Source organism: Magnetococcus sp. PR-3 (assembly GCF_036689865.1).
Lineage (GTDB): Bacteria > Pseudomonadota > Magnetococcia > Magnetococcales > Magnetococcaceae > Magnetococcus.
On record NZ_JBAHUQ010000001.1, the window covers coordinates 467339 to 490134 of the forward strand.

Below are 22796 nucleotides of genomic sequence, written 5' to 3' on the forward strand. Positions count from 1 at the left end.
AGCGGTTCCGCGACATAGTTGACCACACTGCCGTCACTGCCCAAGTTCAGGTCAATACCCATTTGGTCCACACTGAAGTCCACAATGGGGAAGCCCACTTCCGTCACCGTTTCGGCGAGGGCAGAACTACTCAACCACCAACGCTGATCTGATGCGGGATCCTCCTCTAAGTAGAGTGCAAAGGCGACATCCACACCCTCTAGTTCAAAGCCTGCGGCATCGGCATTGGGGGTTTCATCGCTTAGGTCGCCATCATGGTTGGTATCCAACCGGTAGGGTCCGTTAAAGCCGACAAAACCGTGCAGGTTCTCGCCGCCGATCAGGAAGCGCCGTACATCTGCTGTGCCGACCTCATCACCCGAGAGGGTTACAGTCTGCTCTGCATTCCCCAGCGCAAACACACCATCCACAGTGAGAAAATCACTGGAGCGCATGGTCATACCAACATCGTAGGTAAGATCAGCCCCAAAATAGGCGGCATTGTGGAACATGCCAAAGTGATCGGCATCGGTGGAGCTATGGGTCTCAATGGTCAGAATATCGGCAGCAACCCGCTCTACGACCGTCAGATTAAGATCCGTTGCCCCTTGATCCAGGGCCAGAACGGTTTGGCCATCATCATACCCAAACAGACCACTGGCGGCATCCAACGTGCCCTGCACGACGGTGGCATCAATCAGGTTAAAGTGGTCACCCAGATCGGGCACAAAACCACTGGTGGGGGTCACCCGCAAGGTGCCCCCCAAGGTCAGGGTGCCACTAACCGACAACTGCTCACTATCGCCATCTGCATTCATGTTCAGAGCAAGGGTCAGATCCGCACCCAGGGTTTGATCACCAACAATGTGGATATCCCCAGGATGGCTACGGGAAAGCACACCCGCCGTATCGACACCGCTACCATCCACAATTTTCACACCGTTGGTGGCGGTGATCGTCAGATCATCCTGCCCCACCAACACAGCCCCCATATCCAGCTCACTGCTGACATCCAACTCGATCAGTCGAACAGTGTCGGAGGCATGGAGGTTCAGATCACCCCCCGCCGAGGCTTCAACCGTAGAGCCGTCGGCAATGCTCAGGTTGGCGCTCACGGTATCGCTACCCGCCGTTAGGCTAATGGCACCACCATCGCTGGTGTTGACATGCCCATTCTGAACTTGCTGGGTGGTCTCATACGCCCCAGCCCGGTCAACACTGACCGTGACATCATCCACGTTCAGGTGATCGGCATCGGCGACATAGATCGCCCCGGCACTCTGAGCGGCCAGGCTGTCTACTGAGAGAGACAGGGCCGTCACATCGGCTGAAGTGGCATTGACTGCCCCTTCGGAGACATCAGCACCAATCGCTTCACCAGCTTGCAACCAAAGGCTGCTGGCATCGACCTGCACCCCACTGCTGCTGCCCAAAACAGAACCCCGTTGGGCGATAAGTGCGACCGCGGTGGGGGTAACCAGCGTGGTGGTAGTAATGTCTCCACCGGCCTGTAACCACAGATCTGCAGCATCACTTTGGATCACCGCACCGCTCTGTTGAACCACATCTCCCCGGTTGGCCACCACTTCAAGGGTTCCTGTGGTAGAGCTGAGGGTACCGGACTGTTGCGTGATCGAACCCCCCGCCAGCAAACTTGTCGCGTTGAGGGCCGTAACATCACCTTCAATACTCAGATCACCCGCCACATCCACCAGCAGTGCGCCAGCACTCTGCGAGGCCTGCAAGGCCAGGTCACCGTAGTTTTGAACCAGCAGATCCCCTGTGGTGGTGGTTGCGGTCAGGCTGCTGCTCTCCAACACCAAAGCGTCCATAACGGAATCCACAGTAGCGGCACGACCGACACTTTGGGCATTGACCACCACACTGCTTGCCCGCAAGTCAGCATACCCCCCTTCAGCACCACCAAGAATGGCTCCGCTGCTGGCGATCAGGCTTGCACTGCCCCCCACCACCAGATGATCCAGAGTCAGATCACCACTCTCATCTGTGAGGTAAAGATCACCCGAGACCTGGCCCGACAGACCTTCACCGCCACTGGTGACATCCAGGGTCAGAGGCGACAAGGCACTGCCTACACTGCCGTTGGAGACATGCAGCACAATGTCACCCGCAGAGATCGCGGCACTGGCCCCACTGCTGATACCCGATAGGGCCTCCAACACCAGAGAATCACTCTCCATGGTGCTGTTCAGTGTCAAGCTCCCCCCAGCAGATTCAAACTGTGCAGAACCGCTGTAGGTCTGCACTGTGCCACTGAGGGTTAAGTCGCCACCACTGTGCACCTGGACCGAACCGGCACTGTCCAAAGCACCACTGGTGATCTCACCCAAATTAAGGGCCGAGGTTCCCGTATGGGTGATCTCAATGGTCTCACCGGCTGAAACCGCAAGATCACTGACCCCACTGGCTTCGGTTAATACAACCCTGACCGACCCTGTCGCCTGCAAGGTTAGATCACTGGGCAGGCTCTCCACCTGGTTGAGAACAATATTCCCCGTTACTTGCACAGTGACCTGACTGAGTGAATCATCTTCCCACCAACTGTCTGCTATTTGGGGGGTCACTGCGGCGATATCCGTGAGCCACTGAGCATCCAAAACCAGATCACTGCTGTAGGTGATCACCAAACCGTCGCTGCTCTCGGTATAGGTCATTTGGCCACTGGCCAGCAGATCGCTACCTGCGGCAAATTGATCGGCGGTGAGAACCGAGGTGGTTGGGGCATCTACCGTCACAGCGCCCGCATCAATACGATCTTGACCAGCCTGTAGCACACTCACCCCATCCAACGCTTTAAGGGTGGTGGATGTCGCCGCTTCAGGCATGACCTCTGAGATCGAGAGTGTGGTGTCACTCGCTAAGATCAGATCCCCTGAAATCACCTCTGTCCCATCAAAGGCGATAAAGTCATCACCATCGGCAAAGCTCTCTTCAGCACCCACACGCAAGGGACCACCGGCATGGTAGCTGGTACGGCTGTTGCCACTAAACAGTCGACTGCTGCTAATCAGCCCAGCAGCCACCAGGGTTAACTCTGCACCGGCAGCCTCACCCGCATCAGCCAAGGCATCGGCGACAGCCAGAGAGATATCCCCAGCACTGGTCAGGGTCATGGTGCCATCATCCGCCCCACGGGCACTGGTCACAGCCAGATCCCCTTGGGTGGTAACCGTGACATGCCCCACCCCTTGCAGGCTTTCCAGGTTCAAACCTGTGGTGGTGGCGCCAAAGCCATCCACATCGGTCAGGGTCAAATCACCACTACCGGCATCCACAGTCAGGGTATTGACCGCCAGGGTCATGGTGGCAATGCTGGCAGAGGCGATCATCTCCAACCGGTCGGCAATAATCTGGGGAGCTGTACCGGAGTCGGTGGTGGTAATGGCACCAGATGCCGCGGTTAGGCTAACCGTTCCACTACCGCCAAAGCTGCCTGCGGCATCCGCCAAATGGCTGCTATAGCTACCTGAGGTGAGCGTATGCAGCTGCAAGGCCCCACCCGCTTGCAGGGTAATGGCCCCACCGCTAACCACACCACCGGTCAGCCAAATATCACTGTCGCTACCGGTTGTGGTCAGGCTTACCCCACCCGTTCCGGCCTCAATGGCCACCCCTCCATCCAGAGAAGGGGTGCTGTTCACTGTTAAATCTCCAGTGGTGGTCACACTGACCGCGCCGCTGGCCCCGGTGGCAATACCAGACTGATCAGCCAGCCAGTTCATGGCGGTGTAGCCACTTTCAACCACCTGCTCAATCGCCAGATCACTCACCGAACCCACGGTCAATGCGGTGGCATTGTTCAACCGCACATCACCACTGCTGGTGGTGGCACTGACTGTAACCACATGGCTCTTTAACGCAGTGGTCTCATCACTACCACCAATACCGCTACCCGCTTGCAGACGTACCTCACCAGCGGCCAGATTATAGGCCGTACTATCGCTGGCCAGTGCACTGTCAATCGCCGCCCCAGCCTGTACACTAATACCACTGCCCTCTGTGGCTACAGCACGGAGGCCATCCACCCATTCTCGTGCTTCCACCTGACCCAATGTAAGGGTACCCGAGGCTTGCAGGTGGGCATTACCCCCCTCGGTATCGGCCACACTGTCGGCGGCCATGGTCAGATTACCCGCCGTGGATTGCAGGGTTAGGTCACCACCCCCACTGTTTAAGGATGCCGACCCTGCCAGAGCCAGATCTCCCGCTGCCAGTAGGGTTAAATGCCCCCCTTCACTGGTGATCGTTTGTGCATCGGCAAGGGTCAGGGTCGTTGCCGCCTGTAACAGGAGATTGGCAGCACCTTCCAGCGTAATCCCCCCTGCAATATGTAGGGCCGCCTCACTGTTCACCACCATGGAACCGTTGCTTCCATTGTGGAGATCTGCAGAGGTTAGGGTTAGGTCGCCACTGTTATCCATGGCGATGTGCCCATCGGCTTCCAGCACCGCGCTGTCAACATCGGTCTCCAGCATGGCGCCATAGCGGCCCCCGGTACCAATGCTCTGCCCTGCCCGCAGGGTCAGCACACCCGCTATAAGGTCCGCCTCGGCATCCTGACTATTCTCTACCGCACGCCCCCCAACGCTCAGGTGCATATCTGCCACACCTGCCGAGATCTGTGCCAACAGCAGGTCACCACCTATGGTGGCCGTCAAAGCGGCATCACTGTCATCAGAGGCACCATCCGAACGCAAGACCACCGCCCCTTGCTGTTCCAGGTTACCGCCAACCGTCAGGGTGGTTTCAGCCCCCATAAACCAGAGGGTCGCTTGCTGAATAAGATCCCCACCAGCCGCGAGGTTCACCGTACCAGAGATACTTAACAGCTCACCCGCCAGGGTCAGGTCACCAGTTTCTGCGTTTAGATCCAGTAGATTACTGTCGTTACTCTCCAACTCCAGGGCACTATTAACCGTCAGGTCCCCTTCAGCATGAATACGGATCTGCCCCTTGTCCTGCAGAGCGATGGACTCCACCACCAGATCCCCAGTGGCATCAACATAGATGAAAGAGGGGTACCCACTGTGGCTTTCCACCACCAACTGGTCAGCTTCCAGGGTTAGATCTGTGGCGGCAGAACCAATGGTCCGTAGCCCTGCAGCGGTGATGTCCGCATCACCACTAATTAAGGTCACATGGTCACCCATAACATGGGTACCATCAAACTCAGCGGCCAACAGGCTACCGTTACTACTCTGTAGGTAAAGGTCCCCTTGTTGTGCATGCACCCCAGCCAGGTTCAAACTGTCCGAAGCATCCAGCAAACGGACATCGCCTAAAGCCTCCACGGTCAGCAGAGCTTCGCTACCCTGCACATCCATCGTCAGCAGCGCGTCGCTGGTGGCACCACGTATGGCCCCGCCCACATAGCCCGCCTCACCACTGGCCCGCAGCCACATATCACCACCACTGGTCAGCCAAGCGTGGGTACCACTACCACTGGCGATAATACCCCCGGTGGCATCCACACGCACTTTACCCAGTGCGGTTATGCCCCCCATGGTCAAGGCGCTATCGGTCTCATCGCTGATGACCACATCCCCTTCAGCAGCCAGGGTAATATCCCCTTCGGCATAGACGGTCATGGTACCTGAGGCACTCACATTCAGATCATCTGAGATCTGAATGGTCACCGACAGCAGTTCACGATGGTTCTCAACCCACTGCCCCGCCACCACATCACGCAGACCGTCAGAGGTGGTCAACATGGGCAGGTCGGTGCTCTCACCGGTGACCACCTCACGCCATAAGCCTGCATGATCAAAGGTGCTCTCTAAGGAGAGATCAAAGGTGGTGTCATCGCCCAAATATTCGTAGCGCTGATAGTTGGTATCTACCACATCACCGGGGCTGGCCAATGCCAGAAGATGCTGCTCTTCTTCCGTCAGGTTGGCAAAATCAGCGGGATCAAAAATGGTCACCCGGTCGGTGGTCATACCCAAACTGGCGGTTTCTCCCCCATAGGTGACCAAGGTCACATTACGGCCTAAGACATTTAGCTGTTCAGCATCACTGTTGGCATCCCCCTGCCCCAGCACATCGTTGTGGGGCAAAATGGCCGCCACCAGATCCGGTGCCATGGTATAGGCGGCCTGGGCCATTAACGCATCAGCACTGCCCAGCCCGGCTGCGGCCAGTTCCGAATCGGAAAAGCCTGCCTCATCCAGCTGTGCGAGCACCTCATCGCTATCTGGGGTGTAACGTTCCATGGCGACATCCAAAATGGCGCCACCCTTAACCTCTAGGTTGACATCGGCAGTGACCGATTCAATAGAGGCCGTCATCCCCGCCATGGTGGGGGCGACAAGGTTCATATCCCCTTCCACTTCCACCAGGGTGATACTACCTTCTGCCTTGGCCGCCAGCCCTTCGGAATCCACATTACCAATGATCAGACCGGTTTGGCTGTGTAGCTGTAGATAGTGCCCCTGAATCATCCCTAAAGAGTCGGTGATGATACTGTCATAGGCATCAATGGTGATGTCACCACTGGCGGAAATACCTTTAACTTTAAGACTACTGGCTTCACGGCCTGCCAGTTGGTTAACCACCACATCCCCTTCTGCGACCAGAGCCAGCTTGCCCCGGCCATTTTGGATGGTAATGGTCACATCACTGTTGGCATAAAGCTCAGGCAGACGGCCCGAGAAGACCACATTACCTGAAACCGTCAGAGCATCGGAGGAGATCGAAACAGGCTGAATGATCGACTCACCATCATCCGCGACCTCTTGATCGGAGAAGGAGAGATTACCCCGTAGCAGCAGCTGGCTGTTGTCATTAACAATATTGACCGTCGGGTCGGTAGAGCCGGTTAGCGCAGAGATGGTTACCGGCATATCTGCCCGCAACGCGTAGGTGTAGAAATCCTTCAGGCCGGTTTCGGTAATTTTATGCGTGGTGATGGTCTTTTTGCGCAGCCAGCCACCACCCGAGGTGTGGGGGCCATCAATGGTGATCTCCTGGTTGGCAAAATCACTCTCAAAGGTGTTGCTCTCCTTCGAGGGGGACCACTTACCGTCAGAGGAGTACAGCGACACTGAATTGGTGGCCTTAATGACCGTATCAAAGGTCCAGCTCCACCATTTGGTGGGGTTGGCCTGAACACTCTCGGCATTAAGAACTTGAATTTGTCGACCACCAACCATGGTCTCTTCAAACAACCACAGACTGCTGTCACTAAAGTCGGTAACCGGGAAGGAGTACGCACCACTTTCCCCCACATAGCGGTAGAGATTACTGGTGGTAATATCCCGTACCAAAGAGACATCGGAGACTAAGTCTACCGAAGGGTTACGCATCTCATCATAGTTATTATAGAAGTAGATGTCAGAATCAGCCGTCAGACCCAGCTCTTCAGCCGAGAGCACCAGTTCCGACTCCAGCAGCGGCTCACCATCGGTGTAGGCCAAACTGGTGGAGGTTGCCTTGCTGTCACGGGCCAACCAGTCACTATCCAAACCAATCAGGTTAAAGCTCTTTTTCTTCCAGGTTTCCCACTTGGTTTCCGTCTTGGCCTGACCTTCGGTCCAGACGTAATAACGCCCCTCTTCTGGCTGGTAGAAGAGCTCTTCTTCGGTCAGATCATGTTCTGTAGAGACCACCTCATAACTGATGGAGCTAATGCCATCAACCTCGGTCAGGGTGCCTTGGCTGACTTCACGGCTGTACAGACCATCCGCGACCGTGAACTGCTCTCTGCGTAAGGAGGTAGAGTCGGTAATGGTGATGCGGCCTTCACGGTTTTCGGCGACATCAATTTTATCCAGGGCCATATCATAATCGGTGAGGTTGGTAATGTTGACCGAGGCATAACCACTGGCCACCAACAGCTCACCACCACCGGTACTGACGATGGTACCGGTAATGTTGATCTCACCTGCAGCAGGCTCAATCGCATCCAGCACAAGGGTGCCGCTGTCGGCATCAAAGAACCCATCTACCGTTTGCAGGCCATCCCCCCCAAAGGTAATGCCATCGCGCAAGTCACCCGACTCATCGGTAAAGTTGACCGACGCATCCGGGGCAAAATCCGCTTCAAATGTAAGCTCAATATTCTCCACACCACTCTGAATCAAACCGTTGATATTCAGATAGTTGGCATTGATATTAATGGCACCCATGGCAAAGATATGACCAGGGTCTGCCGGGTTGGTAATGGCCGCCATTAAGGCATCCAACCGGCCATCACCCGTGCTCATGCTCTGTTCAACAAAACTACCATTTACACTTTGGTTGGCCAGTGCCAGACCAAACTGTTCGTTAAAGTCCACCAATTGACGGGGATCACTCCCCGCATGGAACCAGTCGTCGGTTGAGAGGTTAAAGTCCCCTGCCGCAGAGAGGTTTAAGGTACCAGCACGCACCTCACCGGTGACATGGATACTCCCCTCCAGGTTGGTCAGGTTCAGGGTACCATCCTCATTGACGATCCGACCCCGTACATAGAGATCCTGCGGGGCCTCTGGGATCTGAACCTGCCCCAGGTCGTAATACTCTGCCGGGTAGGAGTCCTGCATAATGGTGATGGTACTGTTACCCCCATCCGAGGCCTCACCCAGGGCGATACCGTTCAAGTAGGTGGTGCCCGCACCCAGGGTTACCATCTCCCCATCCACCAGATCCACCCGACCCCCGCTAAGGACCTGGATATCGTTGATCTCCAGACCAAAGGGGGTGTTATTGGTGATCTCGACAGAGGCGTCACCATGGGCGATCAACTGGCCAGCCTCAAAGGCAGCCTGAAGGGTCGCTTGGGAACTGCTACCGGTGGTGACATACACCCCACCACCCGAAGCGGTAATGGTCGGAAGACGTAGGAACAACTGATCAAAACTGCTGCGTGGGGAGGTCTCACCATCTTCCGTCGTATCGGTCATCCCCATGGATTCCAGACGGCTATCAATGGCCTCAACCAACGCTTGATAACGGGCAATCGCCTCCGCATTCCCCGCATGGCTGGCCATCCACCCCTTAATCTTGGCGCGATCTTCCAACAACTGGTTGGCCACATTGGCGTAGACCAACTGCGGCAGATCCACAGACTTGGGCTTAACCAGATAGAAATCATCACTCAGTTGCAGACCAAACTGCAGGCCATCATCACTCTGGATAGCCTCCCACTCTGACCAATCCTCGCCATCAAAGCTCTCATTGGCGGTGGTGAGCAGCAGATCATCCCCAATACGCTCATACCAGCGTCCATCACTGGTACGGACAACCTCACCATACGCCACGGAGAGATCCACCTCGCTGCCATCCAACTGATAATCTGGCGTGATCTCCTGCCAAGCGTCACTGTCGCTGTAGTCCTCTTTTTCCAGCACAAGGCTGGCATCGGCGGTATCCAGCTCAAGGGGGCCATATTGGTAGAAGGAACCCGCGGTTCCACCCCCCAAAGCGCCGGCAATGGCCTCCACGATGGTGCCTGTGCTCACCCCCATGGCCACATCTTCCAACGCCAGGGCCGCATAGTGGTACTGCTGGGCAGGATCCAACCCCAGGGCAAGCTTCTCTGCTTCGGTTAGATCGCTATCAATACGTGAGACATCCAGTTGCCGTACACCATCAACCAGATAGGGTAAAATCTGAATCTTAGTTTGGTAGTTAACCCCAGCCTCAATGGTGACCCCTTCTTCCATGCGGATCTCATGCACAGAGTCCACATCGGCACGGCCAGCCGCCTCCATACCGTAAGGTATCCCACCAATATTCAGAACCATGCCATCGACTGAGGCACGGTCATCCCCTCTCAACCCCTCCTGCGCCACCAGATCCACATCCCCCACCGCGGTAATGACGGTGGTGCCATCCAGATCAATGATGTTGTGTTCATCAATCTGCGCTCCCACACTCGGGGCACTGATTCCATAAATGGAGACGGTGGTCATATCTGCCTGGGCGGTGGCAGAGAGGATATTACTGACCCGATCCGCGCTCTCTCCGGCATAGAGTTTGACATCCAGCGCAGAAAGGGTGGCATCGGTTAGATGAATGGTATTACTGCTGTCCATATTGGCGCTGGAACTGGCCATGGCACCGGCAATGGCCGCCAGGGTAAAGACATTAGACCCACTGGTAATGATCGCATCGGTCTTGGTCGACAGGATCAGATCACCACTCAGGTTACGCAGGGAGGCCCCGGTTATGGTGATATCCGACAGCAGATCCGTATCCAGGGTGGACCCTGCCGAGGTCACCTTTAATCCGGCAACACCATCGACCCGTACTTTATCCAGCGCACTCACATCCACATTGGTGGTGACTTCAAAGGTTCCTTCACTGCCATCATCGGTGGTAACCGTCAGTTCACTACCTTGGCCAATGGTGACGTTGGCGCCAAATTGACGGTTGGCGGTACCGATATCCACCACCGACTCAATAACATCCAGGCTCCCCACACCCGCAGACATAGACTCAATCGAATTATCATCTGAGGTGTAGCGATTTTTCACCGCACGGTTATCTGCCGCCATAAGAATGGTCGAGGCATTAATGATACTATCGGCACCCACGGTGACATCCGCCGTACCGGTTACCTCGGTGATGGAAGAAGCCCCACTACCGGCATAGGCCCCCACTGCCAAATTGTACGATGTGGCATCAAAATCCTGATCTCGGTCGGCGCGGACATCCAGCGTGCCCACATCCAGTAAGGCACGATCGCCAACGGCCGCGAGGGTATCCGCCGTAATACTGAGCTCCGAGTAGGCCCCAGCCAGACCGGTGAACAGGCCACCACTGGCTGCAATGGTCCGTTGGAAGATCTCATCGGTGGCTTCTGCACGAATACGCAGTGTACCCGCTGAGGCGGTGACATCATCCCCCAGATAGGCAAGGATTTGACCATCATCCCGCGTCATCACCGTGGAGGCCCCCATGGAGGCTCCTGAGCTGATGGAGACCGATGCGACAAAAGCACTGGCCTTCTGTTCACCCCCAGCATTGATGGTGATGGTACCCGCACTACCGGCCTGAACCTCGGCCTCATGAATATAGGCATTGACCTGTGGTGACAGGGTATTGGTGGCAACGGAACCTGCAGCCGCGGCCGCGACCAAGCCAAAGCTGGCTGCGGCGGCCGCAACGGTGCTGTCGATGGTCGCACTACTGTCCGCATTCAGGGTCAGATCTCCACCGGCCAAGACTTCCGTCCACCCAGCGACACTTCCCTCCACAGCCGCACCACTGGTACGGTCAATGGCTGCGGTCACAGCGGTCTCAATGGTATTGGTCGCAAAGGCCCCACCACCCGCGAAAGAACCACCAACGCTGGCCGAGAAGGCCAAGGAGACAGCGGCAGAGGTGGCGTTGATTGAGGCATCATCCACCGCCTCAATGGTCACATCGCCACTGGCCAAGACCACACTGTCGTCCACCAGTGCCGTCACTTCATTATCAATATGATTTTCCGCAATGGAGATCGCCATGCTGACAGAGCCACCAAAAGCCCCGGCAGAGCCCGCAACCGATACCGCCATAACCGTGGTATCAATAGAGGCCAGATCATTGGCGCGGATGATGACATCCCCATCCAGGTTAACCCCTTCACCACTGCTGTCGGTCAGCAACGCACGGGTATGAGATCCAATACGGTTAAGGGCGCTACCACCTGCCCCACTGATGGACACCGCCGCAGTACCACCCACCGACAGGGCCACAGAGCCAGAGAAGATGGTGGCATCAATCACCTGCCGGTTATCGGCGGTAATGGTCAGATCAACCGTCTCTGTGGCCTCACCATTCACAGCCATGGAGCTGCCATGCACTTGAGCCAAAATTTCATTGGCATCGGTGGTCAGGTGCAGTTCCCAAAGGGTGCTGTCGCTATAATCTTGAGCCAAGATCAGGTTATCATAGACACCATCTTCATCCAGATCCTGACGATAGAGCGTCTCCTCACCAATATAGCGGTAGACCTCACCCGCTCTGGAGCCGGACTTATCCCCCAGCCGGATCACATCACCCGTCACAATTTGACTGGGAAGATCCTCATTGGAATGATAGGTAACGGCATCCTCATCGTTATCATAAGGGTTATACCCCACAAAGTTACGGGCTAGGGCTACCCCGATAGAGGCCCCCACACCGGCCACACCACCGCCCCCGACCCCAACAGAGGCAGAGAGGATGGATGCATCAATACGGTTATCGGCCTGGGCATCCACCACCACAGGGCCTGCGACCAGCAGGTCGCTGTCACTGATCACCGCACGGCTGTCGCCCAGGATGATATTGAGCGCCGAGGCACCCGCCCCACTGACGCCCACACCTGCTGAACCCCCAATACCGACGGCAAGAGAGGCCGCCCAGGAGATGACCTTAATGCTGGCATCGGAATGGGCGGTGAGCATGACGCCACCTGCGGAGACCAGATCCGCCCCAGCCAAACCGGCATCCACCGTGGTGGAAATAACGTTGCGTGCCAGAGAGACCCCCACCGAAATGGAGACCCCAGCACTACCGCCAATGGCGACCGACAACGAAGCGGCCCCAGCATAGGCTTTAATACGGGAGATATCCGACGCACTGATGGTGACATCCCCACCAATGGCCAAGCTACTGGTGCGCTCACCAATCAGGGAGCTGCTGTCCACCCCAGCAAAGATCTGGTTGCCGATCTGGTTTTCTGCCCACACACCGGAACCACTGACCCCAACCCCTGTACTGCCCCCGACCGCCACTGCGGCAGAAGCGGCCAGCACAAAAGCATGGATGCTCTGTTCGGCATCCGCAGTCATGGTTAAAGCACCCGCGGTGTTAATGTTAGAGTCCAACACCATGGAGCGGACGGTGGCGATAGCCTCAACATCCTGCACACCAAAGCCTGCTTGACCGATCAAGTTGCGCGCCACCGAGACCCCAATAGAGACCCCAACACCGGTACTACTCCCGGCCCCCACAGCAAGCGAAGCAGCGACCACAGTGGCCGCAATCTTGGCATCACTGTCAACATCCATGGTCAACGCGCCCGCACTCTCCACCGTGCTGCTCTCAATAATCGCATCGGTGTTGCCATTGACCGTATTAACGGAGACCGCACCCGCCCCACTGACCGCCACACCGGTACTACCCAGCGCCGCACCAACAGCCGCAGAAGCTGCGACCGAAACCGCACTAATACTGTTGGCAGAAAGGCTAACACTTTCACCCTCCAGCTCCAGGGTATAGGAGCGACCCACACCATCAACAAGGGTCCAGGTACTGCCTGCTTCCACCACGGAGACATCCAACGTCGGCTCCACCAACTGCCACAGGCTGCTGTCGGTGTAGTCCTGTTTGGAGAGATCCAAACGTAGATTGTTCTTACCGATATAACGGTAGGTTTGATCCGCCGATCCACCCGAGATGTGCGACCCGGCAACCCGTACCGTCTGCTCTTTAAGCATACGGGTACCTGCATCCAGCTCAGACCAGCCATTTTCGACTGTAAACTCTGTACGCTGCAGATCCAGCTCAGCCGTATCACCGCTGTAGCGATAGACGGCAAGGCCATCCACCCCTTCTGCGGCAACCAGGGTACCGGTGCTCACTTCGGTGGTCTCAATGGCTGTTGTGGCCACCACCCCTTCGACCACCTGCCACAAGGTTTCATCCATGGTGGCGGTCTCATACTCAGCAGGATCCAGATCCACAGGATCGGTCCCCACATACTGGAGATAGATCGGCGCAATCCCCAGGTCCACCAACAAATAGTCCCCTTCGTTCAGGGTCACCACATCGGTGGTGGGCAGAGTGTGGATGGTTTGGGCCGCCCACAGGGTATCATCGGCAAAATCCGCCAAGCCCAGATCAACCGTATCGGCATCCCCCAGGTAGCTGACCAACACCGGATAGTCACGATCACCGGCACTCACCAGAGCCTCTGTCTCCAGATCTGTTCCTGGTGCGACCACCTGGTGATCCCACTGATTAATCACCTGCTCCCAGATGGCGGCATCGGTAAAGATGGCCTCACCCAGGTCCATCGTCTCGGCATCCCCCAGATAACGATAGATCTCACCCTCATCACTGGTCAGGTCAACCACCAGCTGACCTTGGCTCACCTCACGTTCACCATCATCGGTGGAGAGATCCCAATAACGGTCATCTACACTGCTGTAGGTTGCCGAAGGACGGATCATCTCTGCAGTAGGCAGTGCCACACCAGCATCCGCCAGGGCATCGGACAGAGCATCGGCGACATCAGCATCGGCAAACTCCGTAGCCAGCTCCCAACGGTTGGTATTGGAGTAATCCTCCTGCCACAACAGGGCATCCTCTTCAATATCCAACGCTTCCCAGTTGTCACCGGTAAAGTCTTCACTGCTCAGATCCACAGTGATGGTCGAACCACTATAGCGATAGACCTTACCCACCAGATCACCATCTTCATGGTTACTGGCTACCCGGACGACATCTTCATTCTGAACCGCAATTTCGCCCTCTTCAGTGGTGTAATCTGCGGGAATACCGATAAACCGGTAAACCCGTCCAGCTTCGCCACCATAGCTATGCCGTGCATCTACCGTAACGGTGTAACCGGCCTGCAGCTCCTGTTCATCGGCCTCTTCCTCCTGCCAGTCACCATCACTGGTATAATCCACGGCAGCAAGGTCAACCAGCGTCTCATCCGCCCCATCAAAGCTGTAGATACGACCATCCGATGCACGCACCAGATCATCGGTCATCAACAGGGTCTCACCCTCTTCAGCCAAATAGGTCCAGCTCTGATCTTCATCACTGTCGTAGGTGGTTGCAGCGTTGCTATTGCCCAGGGCATCCAGTCCTTCAGCGGTTATGCCACGCGCCAACAGGTCGGTCCACTGCAGGTCAGGCATGGTGCTCTGCCCCCCACTTTTGGCCGCGATATCGATATCTCCGCTGGTGGTTAACAGGTGCATATGGCTGACATTGGCCAGCACATCACTATCAATACTGTTAAAGGCCAGGGAGAGGCCGATGGAGATCGCGGCACCGGTACCCCCACCCGACAACGAGGCACCGATGGAGGCGGCCCCGGCAACGGCACGAATGCTGGCACGCCCTTCAGCATCGATGGTGATGGTGTCGGCACTGAGGCTCAGACGCTCATCGGGCAGGTCACTGGCGCGTCCATCAATACGGGCATCGACACTGCTGTAAATACGGTTTTCGGCATAAACACCTGCGGCGCTGACACTGGTGGCACCACTGGAGGAGGCCCCTACCGCGGCAGAACCCGCCAGAACCACCGCATCAATCACCGCCGTACTGTCGGCTTCAAGACGCAGCTCACCGGCAATACGCCCATCCACTTCACTCAAGCGCGCCAGGGTCGCCGCAATGGTTGGGGTGTAGCTGAGTAGCTTCCAGTTATTTTCATCGGAGTAGTTGCGGGTACGCAGCTCAATACCATTTTCCGTATCCGTTACGGTATCGCCGACATATTCATAAACTTCAGCCCCCAGCATACCGGTGTCGTTAAGCACCCGTGTGCCGGTCTCCAACGTGGTCAGCAGGTTATCTTCACTATAATCACTGGCCTTAACATCATAGCTGGCGGTCACCGCCTTAGAGCCGATGATGTTACGGGCCAGGGAGAAGCCCAAGGAGAAGGCCTTGCTGCTGTTCCCCCCCACAGAGACCGATGCCGCCATGGAGGTGATATTGGCATCAATGGTGGAATCGTCAGAGGCGGTAATGAACAGATCACCCCGCTCCGTATTGGTGGTTTCCAAGGTCACAGTTTGGGCAAAGACGTCGGTATTACCGCTGATGCGGTTAAAGGCCAAGGTCCCTGCCCCCGAGACCGCAGGCCCACCTTTAGAGCTGGCGGAAATGGCCACGGCGGTGGCACTACCATTGGCGGTGATGACGGAGTCCCGCACCCCCTGGATCGCCATTTGGCCACCACTGGAGATCAGAGCCACCGGATCCGTGGTGTCACCACCATCGATAAAGGCGCTGAGATCATTACGGATGTCGTTACGGGTAAGGCTTAAACCAATGGAGACCGCCTTAGAACCGGTACTACCGGCAGCGATACCGATGGCACTGGCGCTTACTTCCGCATTAATCCGGGCACCGGAACGGGCGGTTACCGACAGATCACCCGCCGCTACAATGGGCTGGGCATGGGTAATAAACGCCGCGGTATCTCCGGCGATTTTATTCATCGCCACCACGGGTGCAACGGTGATGGCCGTTTTATCTTCGCTGGATTTAATACTGGCATCCACCGCCAGTGCTGCATTTTTGATCACGGCATCAATGGCACCTGTCCACTGCGCATCTACCGTCAAGTCACCAGCCAAGCTCAGATCACTGTTGTCCACCCACGCTTGGGTCTGCACCCCATCCGGATCATTGATCCCCAGCCCCAGAACCGCATCCCCAATATCCGCCAGCAGATTTTGGGGGGCATAGCCGATGGTGTTAAAGGCTAACGTCACCCCCACAGAGGTACTGGCTTGGATTTTACTGGTTAAGGTCGCGGTAATACGGGAGAGGTTCTCAGCCGCAACGGACAGGTTGCCAGCTGCCGTACCCGCACTGGTAACCACCGAGCTATCGGCCATCCAGGCCTGGGCATCGCCCATGACGGTATTGGTGGCGATCATCACGTTAACACCCGTATCCTGGGCGCTAACGTTGCTGTCATCATTCGCGGTGATGGTGGCATTTTGTAGGGCCGTAACCGTAATATCACCACCAATGGTTAAGCTTTGTCCGGTAATATGGCTAAGGACATCGGTACGGACATCGTTACGCACCACCAGCCCACCAAAGGCTGAAGCACTGTCGTTGGACTCTCCCAGAGAGTCCAGCACAGCCATACCGACATCGGCCAGCGCGCCCAGCTCTAACTGGAACCAGCGGCTACCATCCTCATAGTTCTCATAGTTGACGTTGCTCTCTTCGCCAGCTCCCATATAAATATAGGTGGAGCCGACATCACCGCGTATGCGACGCCACTGGGTGGAATCGCTATAGTCCTGTTGATCCAGGAACGCATCGGTCAAAGGCTCCTCACCAAGATACTCATAGGTTGCCCCCGCAGTTCCCCCACCGATACTGCTGCCCAACTGCACCCGATCCCCAAGCTCCAGGCTGGCCGGACGATCAAACGTATCATAGTCGGCATCGGCCAGACGCACCCGATCCCCAATTTTCAGATCCTGCACCCCAGAGCTATCGGTATAGCTGATCCCGACATAGTTAATCAGCGCCTTAAGCGCCATGGACCACTCGCTCTCATTGGCGGAGGTAATGGCCGCCAGGTTTACATCTGAGGTGATGCGTGCATCATCGCTGGCACTAACCGTTAAACTGCCATCTGTGGTGGTAACACTTTGATCGCTACCGGTAATGAAGGCATCCACAGAGCTGTTGACCATGTTGCTGCCCAGCACAAACCCCACACTGGTGCCCGAGGCCTTACCCCCAGCCGCACCGCTAGAGGCTGCGGCGAGATCAGAGGTGGTCTCATTACTGATGGCCGAATGGATGTACGCTTCGGAGTCGGCTTTAACCGTGACTGAACCCGCGGCATTAATGCTGCTATTCTCGACATATGCCTGGGTTTCAACCGGTGCGGCATCGCCAATTTCACTACCGACCAGGGCATCTACCGCATTAAACAGAACATTTTGAGACTCCCAACCCACGGTATTAAAGGCCAGGGTTACCCCCACAGCACGACCACCGGAGGTCATAGAACTGCTGTTTTGTGCGGCAATATGGGCAGAATCCAACGCCTCAACCGTCACGCCACCCTCTGTGGTGGTCACATCGCTGTCCAAAATGTGTGCATCGGCTCCGCTGAGCACCAGATTGGTTGCGATCACCCCTCCTACAGCCAACCCACCCCCTGAACTCCCCCCGGAAAGTTGCCCGCTGTCGTCGGTAACCGCCGTCGCGGTGGCATCAATGGTCGCCTTAATAACCGCATTATCCGTAGCGGTTATGGTGACCTCACCGGCATGGACCTCCGCACGGAGAATATAGGCCGTAGCCTGACCACGAACATCGTTGCGTACCACCACACCACCCACTGCCATAGCCTGGGAGGAGGTTGAGGCCGGGGTCTCCAAAGGCTCTTCTGCCGCAGGGGTCTCATTGACCAGAATATCCAGCCCCTGAATACGGTGGCTGTCCACCTCACCCTCAAAGCCGATCACCCACCCTTGTCCCCCTTCAGCACCGGTTGCAGCGCGCACCACAACATCCAACCCGGTCTCATCCAAGCGCTGGGTAGCGTCATCATCCAACGCTTCACTACGGGCACCGGCAATGGACTGTTCCAATGCCGTGGCATTAGCCCCGGGGGATAGCCCCGCCACCTCATAGGCCACCCCATCAATACTAACCCGTAGATCAAAGCTGGCGGCATCTCCCAAGCCATCGGGATTAAACAGATACTCGGCCCCACGGCTGTTTTGCCCCGCCAGCAGGGTGCTGCTGTTGCCCGCCACCCCAACATCGGCTTCCAACACCCGAAGGTTGGGGATATCCTGATCGGCAAACTCAGCCCCGTAAAGAATACGGTAGCCCCCTTCATCATCCACAAAAACGGTGGTACTACCTTCCCCAAGCTCTGCATTAAGGGCTTGCTCAATTAAAGCGGCTTGGTCTTCAACGGTCGCCCCTTCACTGCCATCAAGTTTGGTTTCCGTATTGAACAGCAACAACCCATCCGAGCTGGCCCGGGTCTTACCGGTGAGTTCCTCAAAGTTCTCACCGGCCATGATCCCCACAAACTCGATATCAAAGTTCCAGCCCACCAAGGCATCGGGATCATAGGTCACCGTGGTATGGGAAGGTCCAACCAAAAGCTCCAAAGCGTCTTGTATCGCAGCGGCATTGGCCTCCATCGCGGTGGCGATATCCGCAGCATCCTCACTGGAGGGACCTTCAAAAGTAACGGTTGTAGAGTATCCTTCCAGGAACAGTTCATAGCTCACAACAACCGGCTCAGGATCGGCCACCACCACAGTTTCCATGGGGGTCAGGCTGAGTTCCAGAATGCTGCCATCTTTCCCCACCACCTGTAGGGTTCCCAGATCACTGATCCGGTCCAACATTTTGTTGGAGAAGGTGATCTTATAAAGCTGGTTGTTCAGGGGGGAGTTTAGGGCATCGACCTTAATGCCACTCAGACGGTAGGCATCGGTACTACCCAGGCGGTTGGCCCGACCACTGACCCCCAACAGATCTCCCAGAGCCTCGGCAATATGGCGACCCTGGCTGAAAGGCATACCGTTGTAGGTAGCCTTTTTCGACAGGTTTTCCACATCACTGTCGTAGTAGAACTGGAAGGAGTCTCGTGAGCTGGGGGTCTGACCGTTGGCATAGTGGATCTTTAACTGATACTCAGTGGCCACCCCGGCAGACTCGACAGGTAACAGAGATTCCGTGGCACTAATGGTCAAACGCTGCGACTCATTGCTGGTTTCACCAATGGCCAATACATCCACCGGTTCAGTGAGGTAATCCCCCAAGGCCAGACGTACAGAGGGGTTCTCTTCCATACCTGCGGTGAGCGTCGCATCACGGGTTAATGTCAGGTGCTGCAGTTCAGAAACCCCACTTTCACCACCACTGATCTCCTGCAAAGCAGCCCAATCTACAACCGGGGTCTCCTCAGCAGCGGCATCGGGGTCGGTGCTGTCGGTGGTATCCGTACTGTCCGTGGTATCCGTGCTGTCCGTGGTATCCGTGCTGTCCGTGGTATCCGTGCTGTCCGTGGTATCCGTGGTATCCGTGCTGTCCGTGGTATCCGTGGTATCGGTGGTCTGGCCATAATCCGTACCCATCAACGCGTTAAAACCGTTGATCAGGGTATCTTTATCGATGGTCCCGAAGTCATAATCCGGTATACGCAACTCCACCACATCGGCAGTTTCGGTATCGATAAAATATCCCAAAACATCCAAGACCGACTCAGGGAGCACATCGTAGAGGTTAAAGCCCAGATAGCTCTCCCCCTGATCATCGGTCTGAATTTCTAAATAGGGAATATCCAGATCGGCAATGGTCTCAGTAAGGGGGACCGAATAATCAATGTTCTGTTCAAAGCTGGTTTCAATACCCAACAAGCCGAGAATACTGGCATAACTGTTAAAGTCCTCCAGACTGACCGAAACATCACCAGAGATGGTTGGATCATAGAGTCGGACTTCGGTGGGGATGCTCTTGAGTAGATCCATAAAGGCATCCACCGCAGGCACAGAGGAACCAATGGCCCCAAAGTCGATGGTGGGGATCTCCAGCGTAACCAGATCAGCCTCATGGTCGACAAAGATCTCTACCAGATCATAGACCGATGCGGGCAGCACTTCATCCAGCGTAAAATCAGACAGATCGAAAGGTAGCCCAACATCCAGAGCGATCTCCGCCAAGGGAATGTCTGTGTCAATTTCAAAGCCCAGTAAACTGCCCAACAGGTGGGGGTCGGTAATGCTGTAGTTACCCGGTACTATACGGATAAGGTCCATCAAGGCATCTTGCCAGGAGTCAGGATCCAGCACATCCACCACCAACTCATCCCCTGTAGGGGTGTAGGTGGTAAGCTCATCATCAAACAGAGCACGGTCCAGATCCAAGGTCGGCAGCGGCGCCGCAATGGGGGCCAGATCTGGATCGATCAAATCCGCATAGGCCTCTGGGGTATCTACCAGCACGGTGGAGGAGAAACCCAACAGTAAAATCCGATCCAGTACCGTGACTTTTATCTGCGGCAGCGTCACCTCAAACTGACTGGGCAGGGCCTGCACATTCATGCCATCTGGCATATCCAACCATAGGTCAACATCAATACTGGGCAGAACGGGCTCAAACCGACCCTCTAACCATGCGCCAACATCCACCATATCCAACAGGGTGGTATCCTCCCACCCTACCGAGACCTCAGCCCCCCAGGTGACCGACTCTCCATCCAGCTCCAGGGTACCCAGCTCCTGCTGGTACTGGTAGAAGGGCAGCTCTGGATCAGGCAACAGTAGATCCAGGTTCAAAGAGGGCCCGTGGAAGTTAATCCCCGCAACATCCACACCCGGCGTCTGTAACGACAGACCGGTCTCGGAAATATCAAACGACGCATCAACCCCTTCGCCCATAAGCATGTCAAACAGGCGTAGATCTTCCCAACCGGTGGAGACCGAGAGACCCACATCGTAGCTCTCACCACTAATGGTCACCGTATCGGCGATCAGATCTTCCTCAAACCAGGGCAGCAGAGGATTATTGATGAGGATATCCAACCCTGGAATATCATAATCCAGCGTCATCTCTGCCAGATCCAGCTCAACGGCATCGGCATCCGGATCCACAAACAGCCCCACGACATTGTACAGGGACTCCGGCAGCAGATCTTCTAAGGTGAAGTCGGTAATGGAGAAAGGCAGGATGTTACTGGCCAGCACATCCACCGTCTCCAGCAAAGGAGAGTTGGTAAAGACAAAATGGCCGGGCAGTATCTGAATCAGCTCCAGTAAAATGGCTTCTACAGAGTCCAGGTCGGTGACATCCATACTCAGTTCCGAACCATCCGGTTCGTAGGCTGAGAGATCACCATTCAGAGCGGCATCCAGATCCAACCCAGGCAGAGAGGCCTGGAGAGGATCCATGGTGTCATCCACCAGATCCGCATAGAGATCAGGCATGGCGACGGTGACCGTCTCCCCCAATCCAAACAAGACGGTTTGTCCCAGCAGATCCAGCTTGACCGATGGCAGGGAAATTTCGACCTCGGGAGGTAAGACCTGACCTTCAATCCCCTCGGGCAGGTCCAGATATAGATCCACCGACGCGGTCGGCAGGTTGGGCTCAAAACGCCCTTCTAACCAGGCATCCACATCCACCAGATCCAGCAGGGTGGCATCTTCCCACCCGAGAGAGACCGTTGCGCCCCACTCAATGGATTGACCATCCACCTCCACCGTGCCCAGCGCCTGAGCATACTCCACATAGGGTAGCTCTGGGTCAGGCAGGATCAACTCTAGATTAACCTCAGGCCCCTGCAGCGAAACCCCACCGATATCAAAACCGGGGGATTGCAGACTCAAACCTGTATCCAGCGCACTGATGCCTGTCTCGGGTGCATCCGCCATCAGCATTTCCAGCAGGGTGATGTTATCCTGCCAACCAAAACCTGCACGCAGACCTACATCCCATTCGGTATCGCCAATGTTCACCGTGGTGAAAATCAGCTCCTCTTCAAAATAAGGGAGCTCAGGGTTGCTGACATCAATAGAGACCGCCTCATCCCAATACCCTTCGGGGCGATCTTCACTACCTGCACGGTTGAACAGTGCATCCAGATCCACATCCTCAATCACCACCTCCAGCTCTTCAAGCTCAGGGTCGATGTAGTCGGAGAGATGCTCAGGAGTTTCAATAACAATTTCTGCGCCGTAGGTCAGCCGTACCGGGGTGCCAAACAGGGTAATGAGTACATCCGGGGGCTGAATACGCAGTTGTTGAGGCAAAATTTGTAGATCATCAATGACCAGATCATCAAAGAAGAAAGCGGCATCGAAGGTCGGTAACTGAGGATCCACATTGCCTTGCAGCAAGGCCTCCAGATTAACCATATCCAACAGGCGCATATCTTCCCAACCCAGGGAAGCCTTAATGCCCCAATCAAAGCTCTGCCCACCATGCTCAATGGTGCCCAGCACTTCATCAAAGGAGAAGAAGGGTAAAACAGGGTTGGGAAAATCCAGGGCCAAGTTAAACTCAGGCCCTTCAAAGGAACGACCACCAAGATCCAAGGTGGGGACGGTCACTTTAAGTCCCTCATCGGTTTTGGTGACCTCGCCATCGGCGGAATC

The 22796-nt window shown here is 56.0% G+C and carries 1 protein-coding gene (cut by both window edges); it reads right to left on the reverse strand.

The whole window is internal to a hypothetical protein gene (locus tag V5T57_RS01450) on the reverse strand: the coding sequence, 46194 nt in all, runs 17299 nt past the left edge and 6099 nt past the right edge, and what appears here is coding positions 6100-28895 (codon 2034, complete, through codon 9632, partial); reading right to left, the first codon wholly in view occupies window positions 22794-22796. Both the start codon and the stop codon lie outside the window.